Here is a 15,299-nt window from a genome sequence, read left to right on the forward strand (position 1 = left end):
CGTCCCGTACCCCCGCCGCGGCTGCCGTCAGCGGCGCGGGGTGCGGGGCGGGGCCTCGTCGTGGTCCAGGAAGACCTCCGGTACCAGGTTGTCCGTCACGACGCGGCCCAGCAGCGCGGCCATGGCCTCGCGGTCGGCCGGCGGCAGCCCCTGGGGGAGGAGTTCGACGCGCCGGCACGTCTCGGCGTAGAAGGCGTCGACCAGCGTCGAGCCCTCGCCGGTGAGGGCGACGCGTACCGCTCGCCCGTCCTCCGGGTCGGGCTCGCGGCGCACCAGGCCGCGCTGGGCGGTGCGGTCGACCAGCCCGGTCAGGCTCGACTTGGCGAGGCCCAGCGTCTCGCCCAGGTCAGCCATCCCGCGCGGCCGCGGCATCAGCACGCACATCAGCTGGCCCTGCTGGCTGGTGATGCCGTATTCGCGGGCCGTCTCGGCGTAGACGGCGTTGACGAGGAAGGCGGCGCGCACCAGCGCGGTCGCGATGCTCATGCGCTCGCCCTCGTCCTTGCCCATGGCGTTCAGGGTACTGGGGCCGCGGCTGCGGCGGCGGGGCGTTGTCAGACCCTCCGCCTACTGTTGTCGCAGACGACGGGGGGTCCGGACGGGCGGCGTGCGTACGCGTGCGCCTGCCCGTTCTTCGCCGCGGCCGGCGGGCCCCGCCCCGGGAGGGGGACGGCGGGTCCCGCCGGACCGCACGCGGTCCGGCGGGAGGGCCGGAGGTGCCGGGAGCCGTCAGGCAGCGGCCTTGAGCACGGCCGCGACGATCGGTCCGGCCGAGGCGTTGCCGTGGCCGCCGCCCACGACCACGCCCGCGGCGGCGACATGGCCGGCGTAGGCGGTGAACCAGCCGTCGGCCTGGCCCTGGTTCTCCTCCGCGGAGCCGGTCTTGGCGCCGTACGGACGGGCGACACCGTTGAGGAGCCCGGCCGCGGTGCCGTGGTCGGCGGTCTGCTTCATCATCTGCTTCAGCCCCTGCTGCACGTAGCCGGGCAGCCGGGTGGTGGGGATGGTGGTGCGGTTCTCGATCAGGCTCTTGTCCTGGAGGATCGTCGGCTGCAGGAACTTCCCGTTGACCACGGTGGCGGAGACCGACGCCATGTTCAGGGTGTTCATCAGCACCTGCCCCTGGCCGATCATCTCCGAGGTGAACTCGTCACCCGTGCCGCCCGGGATGCTGCCGTCCTCGGTGCCGGTGCCGACGTACCACGGCTCTGCTTTGCCGCCGATGCCGAAGTACTTCCTGCCGACGTCGGACAGGCCGTTCGGCTGCTCGAGGTTCGGGGAGAGCCGGATGAAGCCGGTGTTGCAGGACTGGGCGAAGTCCCAGGCCAGGTCGGCGTCGAGGTTGTCCCGGGTGACGTTGTGGTACTGCTTGCCGCCCACCACGTTGTAGCCGTCCACGCACCGGGCGGCCGAGCTCGGCCCGATGCCGTTCGGGTACGCCTTCGAGTGCGGGGCCAGCATCAGCGCCGTGGCCGACACGATCTTGAAGGTCGAGCCGGGGGCCTTGAGGGCCAGCGCGTAGTTCTCGCCGCCGGGCGGGTTGGTGGCCATCGCCAGGATCTCGCCGGTCCGGGTGTCGAGGGCGGTGACGCCCGCGTTGGTCGCGGAGGCGACCGCCTTGTCCGCCGCCGCCTGGAGCGTGGCGTCCAGCGTGGTCTTCAGCCGGGCGTTCTTGCCGGGCTTGACCACCAGCAGCGTCTTGACGGTGTCCTGGTGGGCGTCGGCGATGTACGTCTCGATGCCCGGTGTGCCGCCCGTGCCCTTGTAGCGCTTGCGCAGGTCGGTGAAGACGTCGGTCAGACCCGGGTACTTGTCGACCGTCATGACCTTGTCGTTACGGTCGACCAGGTCCAGCTGAGGAGAGGTCGCCTGGCCGGTGACTATCGATTGGTTTTCCTGGACCCCGGGCACCAGGACGCCGGGCGTCCACTTCACGACAGGCTCGCCGCTCAGGTTGCGGTCGACGGTCAGCTGGGAGCTGTAGTCCCATTCCTTCGGCGGCAGGCTCTCGTACGAGACGGTGGCCTTCACGGTGAAGGGCACGGTGGTCCCGTTGAGCGGCTGCGGAGTCGCGGTGACCTTGCTGACCTTGGCATCCTTGGTCAGCGACGTCATCGCCGCCGTCGCCGTCCGCATCGAGTCGGTCAGCACTGCGGCCTTCTGCACGTCACCCGACGACCAGGCGGCGAGGAACGCAGCGGCCGTCTTGGTGATGTCCTCCGCCGCGACCGGCTTGGCCGTGTCCGCGATAGTGCGGTCCTTGCTCCCGCCGCCCCCGCCGTCGTCGTTCAGGCCGCTGTAGATGTTGTACGCGCCGTATCCCGCGACGCTCAGCATGACGACCAGGACCGTTCCCACGATCCCGATCTTCGCTCCAGGCGCCAGTGGCATCCCGAGTCCCCCTGTCCCCACCCCTGAACGCGTTCAAATGATCGCGTTCTCAGCGCACTTTACGGGACGGGTGTGACGGGACAGGTCTCGAATGCGACACGGCTTCGTCCCCGATCTGTTCCGGCGGGCGTACTGCCGGAACCGTGCGCGGCCGTCTCCGCGGCCGTCCCCGCAGCCGTCTTCGCGGGCCGTACGACCGTCGGGTCGTCCGCGGGGCCACACCCGGGTCCTCCGCCGGTCACACCCAGGAGTCGAACCACATCCTGGCCTGCCAGCCCGAATACGGGATCGTCATACCTGTGTAGATCGGGAAGAAGTAGATGAAGTTCCAGATGATGAGCAGCACCAGCGTGCCCGCGCCGACCGCGCCCCACATCCGGCGGCCCTCCGACGAGCCGGGCGGGCCGAGGAAGGCGCCCACCATCATCGCGACCGCCAGGCACAGGTACGGCACGAAGGAGACCGCGTAGAAGTAGAAGATCGTACGGTCCTGGTAGTGCAGCCACGGCAGCAGGCCCGCGCCCGCCGCGCACAGGATCGCGCCCGCCCGCCAGTCGCGGCGCATCACCCAGCGGTAGAGCAGGTAGAGCAGCGCGAAGCACGCCGACCACCACAGCAGCGGGGTGCCCAGCGCCAGAATCTCCTTCGAGCAGCCGCCCGTCGCGTGGCAGCCCTGCTCGCCGTACTTCGGCGACTCGAAGTAGTACGACACCGGCCGCCCCAGCACCAGCCAGCTCCACGGGTTGGACTGGTACGGGTGCGGCGTGTGCAGCGTGACGTTGAACTGGTAGACCTCGTACTCGTAGTGCCACAGGCTGCGCAGCGGCGCCGGGATCCACGACCACGTACCGCCGCGGTGGTCGGCCCAGTGCCGGTTGTAGGCGTTGTCGGACATGAACCAGCCGGTCCAGGTCGCCACGTACGTCAGCACCGCGACCGGGAACATCGTCAGCACCGACCAGCCGAAGTCCTTGCGCAGCACCGCCAGCCACGGGTTGCGGGCGCCCGCCAGGCGGCGCGAGCCGATGTCCCACGCGAGGGTGAGCAGCGCGAAGAAGGCCAGGAAGTACAGGCCGTTCCACTTGCTCGCCGCCGCCAGGCCCAGGCACACCGCCGCGGCGATACGCCACGGCCGCCAGCCCATGCCCTTGCGCCCGCCGACCTGTCGGTCCGGGCCCGCCCAGCCCTCCTCGTCGACCGGCAGCGCGCGTGCCAGCCGGGCCCGCGACCAGTCGCGGTCGACCAGAAGGCAGCCGAAGGCCGCGAGCGCGAAGAACATGATCACCAGGTCGAGCAGTGCGATCCGGCTCATCACGAACTGCAGCCCGTCCACCGCCATCAGCAGCCCGGCCAGGCAGCCCAGCGCGGTGGAGCGGAAGAGGCGGCGCCCGATGCGGCACAGCATCAGCACCGACAGGGTGCCGAGCAGCGCCATCATGAAGCGCCAGCCGAAGGGGTTCATGCCGAACATCCACTCGCCGAGCGCGATCACCCACTTGCCGGCCGGCGGGTGGACGACGTAGCCGGGCGAGTCGCTCAGCGGGATCGTCTGCGGATGGCCCAGGATGTCGGGGTTGGCGATCTTGGCGTCCGGCCAGGTGCCCTCGTAGCCGAGCTTGAGCAGCGACCAGGAGTCCTTGGCGTAGTACGTCTCGTCGAAGACGACCTCGCGCGGGGTGCCCAGATGCCAGAACCGCAGGCCGCCCGCGAGCACCGCCACCAGGATCGGCCCGAGCCAGCCGTTGGCCCTGGCCACCAGCCGGGCCCGCGCCGGGCCCAGGCCCAGCGACTGCCAGAACCGCGTCCCCGGCTCCGGGAAGGGCGGCACCAGGCGCTCCCTGGTGTCAGTACGCGGCCGCTCCGCATACCCGAACCTGCGCAGCCGCTGGGCCCAGGGGCTCGGCTGCGCCTCGGCCGGAACATCCTCGGCGGCCCGGTCCTGCGTCGCGGTCTCACTCATCACCGGCCCATCGTAGGGAAAGCCTCTGAAAATGTGATGAGGGTCGGCGCCGGGCGCCCCTGTTTGTCCGTAAACCCGCTCCGTCCGCGCGGCGGGACGGGCGCGGGACGGGCGCGGGACGAGGCGCGGGACGGGCGGCAGGGCGCCGCGGGACGCGCGGTGCCGGCGGGCGGTGCGGCCGCCGGACGCGCCGGGGGCAGGCGCGGGCGGTGCGAGACTGGGACGGTGACCACGCAAGCCGCAGGCGTCCTCGTACTTGCCGGAACTCCCATCGGCGACCCCGCCGACGCGCCGCCCCGGCTCGGCACGGAACTCGCCGGGGCCGACGTGATCGCCGCCGAGGACACCCGGCGGCTGCGCCGGCTCACCGCCGCGCTCGGGATCGAGCCCGCCGGGCGGGTCGTCTCCTACTTCGAGGGCAACGAGGCCGGGCGCACCCCGGAGCTGGTGGAGGCGCTGGCCGGCGGGGCGCGGGTGGTGCTCGTCACGGACGCGGGGATGCCGTCCGTCTCCGACCCCGGCTACCGGCTGGTCGCCGCGTGCGTCGAGCGCGGCATCACCGTCACCGCCGTGCCGGGGCCGTCCGCCGTCCTCACCGCGCTCGCCGTCTCCGGGCTGCCCGTCGACCGCTTCTGCTTCGAGGGCTTCCTGCCCCGCAAGGCCGGCGAGCGCCTCGCCCGGCTGCGCGAGGTGGCCGCGGACCGCCGCACGCTCGTCTACTTCGAGGCGACGCACCGGATCGACGACTCGCTCGCCGCGATGGCCGAGGTCTTCGGCGGGGAGCGGCGCGCGGCGGTGTGCCGCGAGCTCACCAAGACGTACGAGGAGGTGCGGCGCGGACCGCTCGCCGAGCTGGCCCGCTGGGCCGCGGAGGACGGGGTGCGCGGGGAGATCACGGTCGTGGTCGAGGGGGCGCCGGCCGCGGCTCCCGCGGACCTCGGCCCGGAGGAGCTGGCGCGGCTCGTCGCCGCCCGGGAGGCCGCGGGGGAGGGCCGCAAGGCCGCTATCGCGGCGGTGGCCGCGCAGGTGGGGGTCCCGAAGCGGGACGTCTTCGACGCGGTGGTGGCCGCGAAGCACGCCGCTTCCTGAGCGCTCCGCGCTCCCGCGCGAGGTGGGCGTTTCTTTGTGCCGTGCGGGGCGACCACCGCAGGCGCGGGGGAACTGCGCGGGCAACCCTCCACCGGCTGGTGCGGAGCGATCCGGAGCCCCCCTGTCGGGCGGTGGCGGAGCGCCGTGCCGTCCGTGCGGTTCCCCCGCGTCCGTGGCGTGCCGTCCGTGCGGTTCCCCCGCGTCCGTGGCGTACCCGGCGGCCCAGCCGCCGGCCCTCCCCGGCAAGGGGCCCGCTTGCTCCCCGGCGAGGGGCGAGGTTCGCTGGAAGGGGAGTCCTGATCCGGGCACTGCGCCCGGCGGGCGGCGGAGCGGAGGAGCGGGTGATGAGCGGCACAGCCGGGAGCGGCGCGGAGCCGCGGGTGCGGGAGGCGTACTCCTTCGCGTGCCTGAACTGCGGGTACGGCTGGGAGCAGGCCTACGAGATCGAGCACGAGGTGGACGCCTTCGGGCGCGGCCGCGTGACGTACTTTGCGGACGGCGTGGCGGTGCCCTCGCCGCTCACCCGCCCCTCGTGCGGGAATTGCGGCGGGGAACGCGTACGGATCATGCGCTCGGGACGGGTCGCCGGCGTGGAGGCCGTCGAGCCGTGGCATCTGCCCCATGAGCACCGCCCGCACCACTGGTCCGCCCTGCACTTCCTGCACCGCCACCGCGAGACGGCCTGACGGCCCGCCCGGCTCCGGCTGTCAGTGGTCGTCCCTAGGATCGTCGGTATGGCAGACAGGAGCAGCAGGGCCGGCAAGGACCGGGACCGCACACCCCCGCCGGCGCCCGCGCCGCTGCGGGTCGCGGTGGCCGATTCGCACACCCACCTCGACATGCAGTCCGGCACGGTCGCCGACGCGGTCGCGCAGGCCGCGGCGGTGGGCGTGGACACGCTCGTCCAGGTGGGCTGCGACCTGCCGGGGTCGCGCTGGGCGGCCGAGACGGCGGCTGCCTGGGAGCGCATCTGGGCGTCGGTGGCGCTGCATCCGAACGAGGCGCCGCGGGTCGTGGGGCGGCCGGAGGGCGGCGGGCGGGCCGGGCTGGACGCGGAGATCGACGCGATCGACGCGCTGGCCGCGCTGCCGCAGGTCCTGGGGGTGGGCGAGACGGGCCTCGACTACTTCCGCACGGGTCCGGACGGCGTCGCCGACCAGCAGCACTCCTTCCGCCGGCACATCGAGATCGCCAAACGCCGCGGCAAGGCGCTGGTCATCCACGACCGGGACGCGCACGCCGACGTGCTGCGCATCCTGGCGGAGGAGGGTGCACCCGAGCGGGTGGTCTTCCACTGCTACTCCGGCGACGCGGAGATGGCGAAGGTGTGCGCCGAGCACGGCTACTACATGTCCTTCGCCGGCACGGTCAGCTACAAGTCCGCGCAGAACCTGCGGGACGCGGCGGCCGTGGCGCCGCGCGAGCTGCTGCTGGTCGAGACCGACGCGCCCTTCCTGCCGCCGGTGCCGCACCGCGGGCAGCCCAACGCGCCCTACCTCATACCGCTGACGCTGCGCGCGATGGCCGCCGCCCGAGGCGACGACGAGGACGTGCTCGCGGCCGCGGTCGCCGCCAACACCGCGCGGGCGTTCGGCTACGACGGCTGACACGGCGCCTGGTACGACGGCTGAGCCGACCGGGCGTACGCAACACGCGGCCCGCCCGGTATGCGGGTGAATGCGGTGTCATGTCGCTTTTAGGCTTTAAGGTCCGGCGTCGTGAGCATTCACCTTGCCGGAAACGTGCGCAGGCTCGTACCGCAGGCACTCGTCGTGGCGATGCTCGCCGGCGGCACGGGAGCCGGCGTGGCCGGCGCCGCGACCGTACGGCTGAGCGTCGACGGGTCCGCGCGGACCGTGCGGACGTCCGCGTCCGACGTCGCCGGGGTGCTGCGCGAGCAGGGCATCGCCGTCGGCGTGCACGACCTGGTCGCGCCCGCCGCAGGTCACCCGCTGCACGACGGCGACGCGGTGGCCGTACGGTACGGGCGTCCGCTGACCCTCACGCTCGACGGCCGCCGGCGCCGGGTGTGGACCACCGCCACGACCGTCTCGGCCGCCCTGCGGCAGCTGGGCGTGCGGGCCGACAGCGCGCTGCTGGACGCCTCGCGCGGCGCCGCGATCGGTCGGCGCGGGCTCGCGCTGGACGTGCGGACGCTGCGCCGGGTGACCGTCGTGGCCGACGGCCGGGCGCACCTGGTGCGCACGCACGCCGTGACCGCGCGCGGGGCCGTCGCCGACGCGGGGGTGCTGCTGGCCGCCGGGGACGTGCTGGCGCCCGCGCCGGACGCCTTCCCGGACGACGGAGGCACCCTCACGGTGCGCCGGATCCGCGACAGCGGCACGGTGCGCCGCGAGCCGTTGCCGTACCGCACCGTGCGGCGCGCGGACGCGGGGCTGCCGCGCGGGACGAGCCGGGTGGCACGGCGCGGGCGCGCCGGGGTGCGCGAGCTGTCGTACGCCGTGCGCACCGTCGACGGCGTGGCCGGGGCGCCGCGCCTGCTGGGCAGCCGGATCATCCGGCAGCCGGTCACCGAGGTGGTGCGGGTCGGTACCGGGCCGGTACCGGCCCGCGGGGCGAGCGGGGCCGGCGGGAAGGGCGGCGGGCCGGGCGGCGGGCTGGACTGGGCCGCGCTCGCCGCGTGCGAGTCCGGCGGGCGCCCGCACGCCGTGGACCCGTCCGGGCGCTACGGCGGCCTCTACCAGTTCGACGTGCGCACCTGGCGCAGCATGGGCGGGCGGGGCCGCCCGCAGGACGCCCCCGCCGCCGAGCAGACGCTGCGCGCCCGGCGGCTGTACGCCGCCCGCGGCACCGCGCCCTGGCCCGTCTGCGGCAGGCGGCTGCGCCGCTGAGCCCGCGCTGAGCCCGCGCTGAGCCCCGCGCTGAGCCCGCGCTGAGCCCGTGCTGAGCCCCGCGCCGGGCCGGGGCCGCCCGCCGGGGGCATTAGCCTAGGGCGGGTGACGAGTGAGGACGACGGTCTGCTGGGGCCCGCGGACGTACGGGAACTGGCCGCGGCGCTGGGCGTGAGGCCCACCAAGCAGCGCGGGCAGAACTTCGTCATCGACGCGAACACCGTGCGGCGGATCGTGCGCACCGCCGAGGTGAAACCGGACGACACCGTCGTCGAGGTCGGCCCCGGGCTCGGCTCGCTCACCCTCGCGCTGCTGGAGGCCGCGGACCGGGTGACCGCGATCGAGATCGACGACGTCCTCGCCGCCGCGCTGCCCGCGACCGTGGCCGCGCGGATGCCCGCGCGGGCGGACCGCTTCGCCCTCGTGCACGCCGACGCCATGACCGTCACCGAGTTGCCCGGGCCGCCGCCCACCGCGCTCGTCGCCAACCTGCCGTACAACGTCGCCGTGCCCGTGCTGCTGCACATGCTCGCGACCTTCCCCACGATCGAGCGCACGCTCGTCATGGTGCAGTCCGAGGTCGCCGACCGGCTCGCGGCGGGCCCCGGCAGCAAGGTGTACGGGGTGCCGTCGGTCAAGGCCCGCTGGTACGCCGACGTCAAGCGGGCCGGCGCGATCGGCCGCACCGTCTTCTGGCCCGCTCCCAACGTCGACTCAGGGCTCGTCTCGCTCGTACGGCGCGAGCCGCCGCGGACCACCGCGAGCCGCAAGGACGTCTTCGCCGCGGTCGACGCGGCCTTCGCGCAGCGCCGCAAGACGCTGCGCGCCGCGCTCGCCGGGTGGGCCGGTTCCGCGGCCGCCGCGGAGGCCGCGCTGGTGGCCGCCGGGGTGTCGCCGCAGGCCCGCGGCGAGTCGCTCACCGTCGAGGAGTTCGCCGCCATCGCCGAGCACAAGCCGTAACGCCACCATGAGGAGCGATCCGCCCGTGACCGCCGTCACCGTCCGCGTGCCCGCCAAGGTCAACGTCCAGCTCACCGTCGGCGGCCGGCGCCCCGACGGCTTCCACGACCTGGCCAACGTCTTCCTCGCGGTGGGGCTGTACGACCATGTCACCGCCGCGCCCGCGGAGGGGCTGCGGCTCACCGCCGAGGGGCGGGACGTCGCCCGCGTACCGCTCGACGGGACGAACCTCGCCGCACGCGCGGCGGTCGCGCTCGCCAAGCGCTACGGCATCGAGCCGGACGTCCACCTGCACATCGACAAGGCCGTCCCGGTCGCCGGCGGCATGGCGGGCGGCTCCGCGGACGCGGCGGGCGCGCTCGTCGCGTGCGACGCGCTGTGGGGGACCGGGGCGTCGCGCGAGGAGCTGCTCGACCTGTGCGCGGAGCTGGGCAGCGACGTGCCGTTCAGCCTCGTCGGCGGGGCCGCGCTCGGCCTCGGCCGCGGGGAGCGGCTCACGCCGCTGGAGGTCGGGGGCGGCTTCCACTGGGTCTTCGCCGTCGCCGAGGGCGGGCTCTCCACGCCCGAGGTGTACCGCGAGTGCGATCGCCTGCGGCGGGCCGGGGGAGGCGGGGACCTCGCGGCGGACCTTCCCGCGCCGGCCGCGGACCCCGAGCTGGTCGCCGCGCTCGCGGCGGGTGACCCCTCGCGGCTCGCCGCGGTGCTCACGAACGACCTCCAGGCCGCGGCGGTCGGCCTGCGGCCGGAGCTCGCGGCGACGCTCGCCGCCGGGCTCGACGGGGGCGCCCTCGCCGCGCTCGTCTCCGGCTCCGGCCCGACCTGCGCCTTCCTCGCCCCCTCCGCCGCCGCGGCGGACTCCCTCGCCGCCACCCTCCCCGGCCGCGCCTACGCCGCGCCCGCGCCCGCCCCGGGGGCGACGATCCTCTGACCGGGGCCGCGCACCCGGCCGCCCCTTGCGGTCCGTGGGGGGTGTCGCGCGGTCCGCCGCGCCCCCTGGCACAGGAGGGCTCGCCCTCTTGCCGCAGGGAAAAGCCCGCCCGCCGGCGGAAAGTCCACCCGCCAGGGGCAGGCGCTCGCCGCCCGGGGTGACAGACCGGGGGCGCGGGGAATTGCGCGCGCAACCACAACGGACCGGCACAGTGCGACGCCACCGCAAGTGGCAATCACCCAGGGGCACCGCGCCCTCAGCCCCACCCCCACCGTGAGGTCGCGGAGCCCGCCGCAAGCGGCCGCCCGGAGCGAACCGGGGCGAGGGGCCCCGCGGGGTCACCTAGGGTGGAGGGGAGTGGTTCGTACTGCGCTGGGAGAGCGAGAAGTGGCCGTCAACCTGGTCAACGTGGAAGCCGTCGGCAAGACATACGGCACGCGTACCCTGCTGGACAGCGTCTCGCTGGGGGTGTCGGAGGGCGACCGCATCGGGGTCGTCGGGCGGAACGGGGACGGGAAGACGACCCTCGTGCGGATGCTCGCCCGGCTGGAGGAGCCCGACACGGGCCGGGTGACGCACCAGGGCGGGCTGCGGCTCGGCGTCCTCACGCAGCACGACAGCCTGGATCCGGCGGCGACCGTGCGGCACGAGGTCGTGGGGGACCGGGCGGACCACGAGTGGGCGGGCGACGCCCGGATCCGCGACGTGCTCACGGGGCTGTTCGGCGGGCTGGACCTGCCGGGCTTCCCGGCGGGGCTGGACACCGTGATCGGCCCGCTGTCGGGCGGCGAGCGGCGCCGTATCGCGCTCGCGAAGCTGCTCATCGACGAGCAGGACCTGATCGTGCTGGACGAGCCGACCAACCACCTGGACGTCGAGGGCATCTCGTGGCTCGCGGGCCATCTGCGGGCCCGCCGCTCCGCGCTGGTGGTCGTGACGCACGACCGCTGGTTCCTGGACCAGGTGTGCGGCCGGATGTGGGACGTGCAGCGCGGCACCGTCTACGAGTACGAGGGCGGCTACAGCGACTACGTCTTCGCGCGCGCCGAGCGCGAGCGCATCGCGGCGACGGAGGAGACCAAGCGGCAGAACCTGGTCCGCAAGGAGCTGGCCTGGCTGCGGCGGGGCGCCCCGGCGCGCACGTCGAAGCCGCGCTTCCGGGTGGAGGCGGCGAACGCCCTGATCGAGGACGTGCCGCCGCCCCGCGACTCCGCGGAGCTGATGCGCTTCGCCAACTCCCGGCTCGGCAAGACGGTCTTCGAGCTGGAGGACGTGACGGTCACCGCGGGCCCCAAGCAGTTGCTGCGCCATGTGACGTGGCAGCTCGGCCCGGGCGACCGCATCGGCCTGGTGGGCGTGAACGGCGCGGGCAAGACGTCGCTGCTGCGGGCGCTCGCCGACGCGAAGACCAGTGACGGCGAGCAGCAGCCGGCCGCGGGCAAGGTGGTGGTCGGCAGGACGGTGCGGCTGGCGTACCTGTCGCAGGAGGTCGCCGAGCTGGACCCGGAATGGCGCGTGCTGCAGGCGGTGGAGGCGGTACGCGGCCGGGTCGACCTCGGCAAGGGCCGGGAGATGACCGCGGGACAGCTGTGCGAGCGGTTCGGCTTCACGAAGGAGAAGCAGTGGACGCCGGTCGGCGACCTGTCCGGCGGCGAGCGGCGCCGGCTGCAGCTGCTGCGGCTGCTCATGGACGAGCCGAACGTCCTCTTCCTCGACGAGCCGACGAACGACCTGGACATCGAGACGCTGACGCAGCTGGAGGACCTGCTCGACGGCTGGCCCGGCTCGATGGTCGTGATCAGCCACGACCGCTACTTCCTGGAGCGCACCACCGACCGGGTGTTCGCGCTGCTGGGCGACCAGAGCCTGCGGATGCTGCCGCGCGGGGTGGACGAGTACCTGGAGCGGCGCCGCGCGATGGAGGAGGCCGCGGTCCCGGCCGCCCCCGTCCAGCACAAGCAGCAGAAGGACCGGCCGACCGGCGACACGCGGGCGGCGAAGAAGGAACTCCAGCGCATCGAGCGGCAGTTGGACAAGGCCGCGGAGAAGGAGAAGACGCTGCACGCGCGGATCGCCGAGCACGCCACGGACTTCGCGAAGGTCGCGGAGATCGACGCGGAGCTGCGGGCGCTCCGTGAGGAGCGCGAGGACCTGGAGATGCGCTGGCTGGAACTGGCCGACGAGGCAGGGCAGTAGGCGCCGGGCGGCAGGCGCGCACCCTCCGGCAGGGCCCTGCGGGGAAGCGGTGCGGGTGGGCTCGCGGAGAACGTGTAGCGGGCCGGTAACGGAACTGCCGGGGCCCGCGGGGGTGTCGGTGCCGGGTGATAGAAAGAATTTCCGCCCGACACTGATGTGAGTTGCGAAGAGGTCCCGCCGATGTCCCAGCCGCCCCCGCCGCCCGGCACCCCGCCCGAGTTCGGGAAGCCCGACGCGGCGGTGCCGCCACCGCCGGGGCCTCCGCAGACCCCGCCCCCGCCGCCGGGCGGTTACGGCTACCCGGCCCCGGGCACCCCGCAGACCCCGCCGCCGCCCGCTCCGGGCGGCGGTTACGGCTACCCGGCCCCCGGCTCGCCGCAGACCCCGCCGCCCGGGGGGCCGAATCCGTACGCGCAGCCCGTCCCGCCGGGGCAGAACCCGTACGCCCAGGCCCCGACGCAGGCGGCCTTCCAGGTCCCGCAGCAGACCCCGCCGCCCTACCCGGGCGCCCAGCAGCCCTACCCGGGCCAGCCGCAGTACGGCCAGACGCCCCCGCCGGGCCCGTACGGCTACCAGACGCCGGCGCCGTACCCGGGTGCCCCGGGCGGTCCCGGCGGCGCGCGGAACAACAACAAGCTCGTCGCGATCATCGCGGCGGTCGTGGCGGTGGCGCTGATCGCCGTGGTCGCGGTGTATTTCGCGACCAAGAGCGACGGCGACGACCCGAAGCCCCATCCGACCGCCAGCGGGCAGAAGGGCCCGACCGAGTCGCCGCACTCCAGCGAGATCCAGTTCGCGTGGGACAAGCCGGCCGACACGGTCGCCAAGAAGGACAACCTCAAGCGGATACCCGGCATCTGGTTCACCGACAAGCTCGTGGTGAAGCAGGAGATCAACAAGGTCGTCGGGTACGACATCGCGACCGGCAACCAGGAGTGGACCCTCGCCGCACCCGCGGGCGACGACTGCTCGTCGGCCAAGGACACCTACCAGGACCTTGCGGCGATCCAGTACGGCCCGACGTGCAACCAGATCATGGTCTTCAACCTGGTGACGGGCGCCGCGAAGTGGTCCGCGACGCTGCCCGGCGGCGGCAGCAGCGACACCGACTTCGACTACTCGCAGATGGCCATCAGCGGCGACACGGTCGGTGTCGACTGGATGGACGGCTCGATCGCTTACCGGATCAGCACCCAGAAGGTGCTGTGGCAGGGCGGCAACGGCAACTGCGAGGACGACGGCTACGCGGGCGGCGCGCAGTTCGTGGTCGTCGTCAACTGCGACTTCAAGACCTACAAGGTGCAGGTCGTCGACCCGGAGAACGCCGGCAAGGCCAAGTGGTCGTGGCAGGCGCCGAGCGGCTTCGAGGTCAAGGCGGTCGTCTCGACCGACCCGGTCGTGGCGGTGCTCGACACGCAGAACGGCGACGCGCTGGCCACCGACGTGGTCACCCTCGCCGACGGCAAGATGCTCTCCCGGATCTCGCTCGGCACCGACAAGTACGACATCTCGCTCGGTGACAACGGCGTCGAGGACGTGCACAACATCCTGGTCGGCAAGGACACCGTCTACCTGACGCTGCGCAGCCAGGGCGACAGCAAGGGCCAGGTGCTCAGCGGCATCGTCGCCTTCAACACCGCCGACGGCAAGCAGAAGTGGATCGCCAAGCCGCCGTCCAAGCAGGCGGTCGTGGGCCTGGACTTCCTGCCCGACGGCAAGATCCTCGCCGCCGAGCCGCCGGACTACGACGTGAACGGCCAGCTGGACGCGATCGACCCGGCGACGGGCGCGATACAGAAGTACGCGTCCTTCGCGGACGGCACGGAGGACAAGGTCGGCGACATGTCCGACCTGGAGGGCTACATGTACTGGCACAACGGCCACTTCTTCTACTCCTGCCACACCGTCTACGAGAGCAACAGCGACCAGAAGTACCTCGTCGACCTCCACTGACGGCCGGTCACCGCGGCTCCGGCCGCGGCGTGTTCAGCCGCCCGCGCGCCCCCGGCGTGCACGGGTGTCCGGAATTCCCGGGCTCTCGTGCCGCGTCGGGGGCGCGCTGTCATGGGGCAAGCGTGTACCTTCGCCTGCCTGGGCTCGTACCGCCCGGACGCGCGGTTGGGAGGGGCCGTCGCGCGGTATGCGTAGGGCAATGGAGGGCGGCGGGGACCGGGCCGCCCCCGTGGAGGGGGTGTCCTGGATGGGGGTACGGCTCGTCGTCGTCGACGACCACCGGCTGCTCGCGGAGGCGCTGGCGTCGGCGCTGAAACTGCGCGGGCACCGGGTGCTGGCCGCGTCGGCGCCGTCCGCCGGGGCGGCGGAGCTGGTGCTGGGCCGGTCGCCGGAGGTGTGCCTGTTCGGCACGGCGGCCCCGGCCGCGCCCGGCGCGTTCGAACCGGTGGCCCGGATCCGCCGGGAGCGCCCGGCTGTCGCGGTGGTGGTGCTGGGCCCGGTGCCCGACCCGCGCGGCATCGCGGCGGCTTTTGCGGCCGGGGCGTCCGGCTACGTACGGCACGACGAGCGCATCGAGGGCGTGGAGCGGGCCATGGCCAAGGCGCGGGCGGGCGAGGTCGCCATCGCCCAGCCGCTGCTGCAGGGCGCCTTCGCCGAACTGCTCGACCCCGCGCAGCAGCCGGACGACGAGGGGGTGCGGCTGCTGGAGATGCTGACCCCGCGGGAGATCGAGGTGCTGGTGCGGGTCGCGGAGGGCGAGGACACCCGGCTGATCGCGGCGGGGATGCGGATAGCGCCGAGCACCGCGCGCACCCATGTCCAGCGGGTGCTGATGAAGCTCGGCGTGGGATCCCGGCTGGAGGCGGCGGCGCTCGCCGCGCGCACCGGCCTGCTGGACCGGGCGGCGGCCCCCGGGCCCCGCTGAGGACCGCCGGGGAGACCGCCGGGGAGCCCCCGGCGGAATCTGCGG

Annotated in this window: 12 protein-coding genes; 9 read left to right on the top strand and 3 right to left on the bottom strand. The window is 74.0% G+C overall.

Translation table 11 applies throughout. The features are described 5' to 3' along the window. Positions 1–27: 27 nt before the first annotated feature. The 3 genes from IH54_RS0108175 to IH54_RS0108185 form a co-directional block, all read right to left on the bottom strand. On the bottom strand, positions 28–486 hold the full coding sequence (locus IH54_RS0108175) for a MarR family winged helix-turn-helix transcriptional regulator (RefSeq protein WP_043180225.1): 459 nt from the start codon (positions 484–486) through the stop codon (positions 28–30). Positions 487–729: 243 nt separating this feature from the next. Further along, positions 730–2,358 carry a penicillin-binding transpeptidase domain-containing protein gene (locus IH54_RS0108180; RefSeq protein ID WP_052397197.1) on the bottom strand — a complete coding sequence of 543 codons (1,629 nt, stop codon included), beginning with the start codon at positions 2,356–2,358 and terminating at the stop codon, positions 730–732. Positions 2,359–2,629: 271 nt separating this feature from the next. Next, a complete protein-coding gene (locus tag IH54_RS0108185; RefSeq protein WP_052397198.1) occupies positions 2,630–4,351 on the bottom strand; it encodes a dolichyl-phosphate-mannose--protein mannosyltransferase in 1,722 nt (573 codons plus the stop codon). 225 nt (positions 4,352–4,576) lie between these two features. Here IH54_RS0108185 and rsmI point away from each other — a divergent pair, with 225 nt between their 5' ends. The 9 genes from rsmI (at position 4,577) to IH54_RS0108230 (ending at position 15,254) form a co-directional block, all read left to right on the top strand. After that, positions 4,577–5,440: a 16S rRNA (cytidine(1402)-2'-O)-methyltransferase gene (gene rsmI, locus IH54_RS0108190; RefSeq protein ID WP_031514345.1), complete on the top strand. Its 864-nt coding sequence runs from the start codon at positions 4,577–4,579 to the stop codon at positions 5,438–5,440. A gap of 344 nt (positions 5,441–5,784) precedes the next feature. Then, positions 5,785–6,126 carry a hypothetical protein gene (locus tag IH54_RS41450; protein ID WP_052397199.1) on the top strand — a complete coding sequence of 114 codons (342 nt, stop codon included), beginning with the start codon at positions 5,785–5,787 and terminating at the stop codon, positions 6,124–6,126. Between the two features lie 48 nt (positions 6,127–6,174). Beyond that, positions 6,175–7,047, top strand: coding sequence for a TatD family hydrolase (locus IH54_RS0108200; RefSeq protein WP_031514349.1), 873 nt, complete (start codon positions 6,175–6,177; stop codon positions 7,045–7,047). A gap of 111 nt (positions 7,048–7,158) precedes the next feature. Then, positions 7,159–8,292: a resuscitation-promoting factor gene (locus IH54_RS0108205; RefSeq protein ID WP_234343410.1), complete on the top strand. Its 1,134-nt coding sequence runs from the start codon at positions 7,159–7,161 to the stop codon at positions 8,290–8,292. A gap of 105 nt (positions 8,293–8,397) precedes the next feature. Beyond that, the gene (rsmA, locus tag IH54_RS0108210; RefSeq protein WP_031514354.1) at positions 8,398–9,252 is read left to right on the top strand and encodes a 16S rRNA (adenine(1518)-N(6)/adenine(1519)-N(6))-dimethyltransferase RsmA; all 855 of its coding nucleotides are present in this window, start codon (positions 8,398–8,400) and stop codon (positions 9,250–9,252) included. A 7-nt stretch (positions 9,253–9,259) separates the two neighbouring features. Beyond that, positions 9,260–10,180 (top strand): 4-(cytidine 5'-diphospho)-2-C-methyl-D-erythritol kinase, encoded by a 921-nt coding sequence (locus tag IH54_RS0108215; RefSeq protein ID WP_031514356.1) that lies wholly within the window; start codon positions 9,260–9,262, stop codon positions 10,178–10,180. 387 nt (positions 10,181–10,567) lie between these two features. Then, positions 10,568–12,376, top strand: coding sequence for an ABC-F family ATP-binding cassette domain-containing protein (locus tag IH54_RS0108220; RefSeq protein ID WP_031514358.1), 1,809 nt, complete (start codon positions 10,568–10,570; stop codon positions 12,374–12,376). A 180-nt stretch (positions 12,377–12,556) separates the two neighbouring features. Then, positions 12,557–14,329, top strand: a complete 1,773-nt coding sequence (locus IH54_RS47590) for a PQQ-binding-like beta-propeller repeat protein (protein ID WP_031514359.1) — start codon at positions 12,557–12,559, stop codon at positions 14,327–14,329. Positions 14,330–14,576: 247 nt separating this feature from the next. Continuing rightward, positions 14,577–15,254 (top strand): helix-turn-helix transcriptional regulator, encoded by a 678-nt coding sequence (locus tag IH54_RS0108230; protein WP_031514360.1) that lies wholly within the window; start codon positions 14,577–14,579, stop codon positions 15,252–15,254. The last annotated feature ends 45 nt before the right edge of the window (positions 15,255–15,299 follow it).

This window comes from Streptomyces sp. NRRL F-5123 (genome assembly GCF_000721495.1).
Lineage (GTDB): Bacteria > Actinomycetota > Actinomycetes > Streptomycetales > Streptomycetaceae > Actinacidiphila.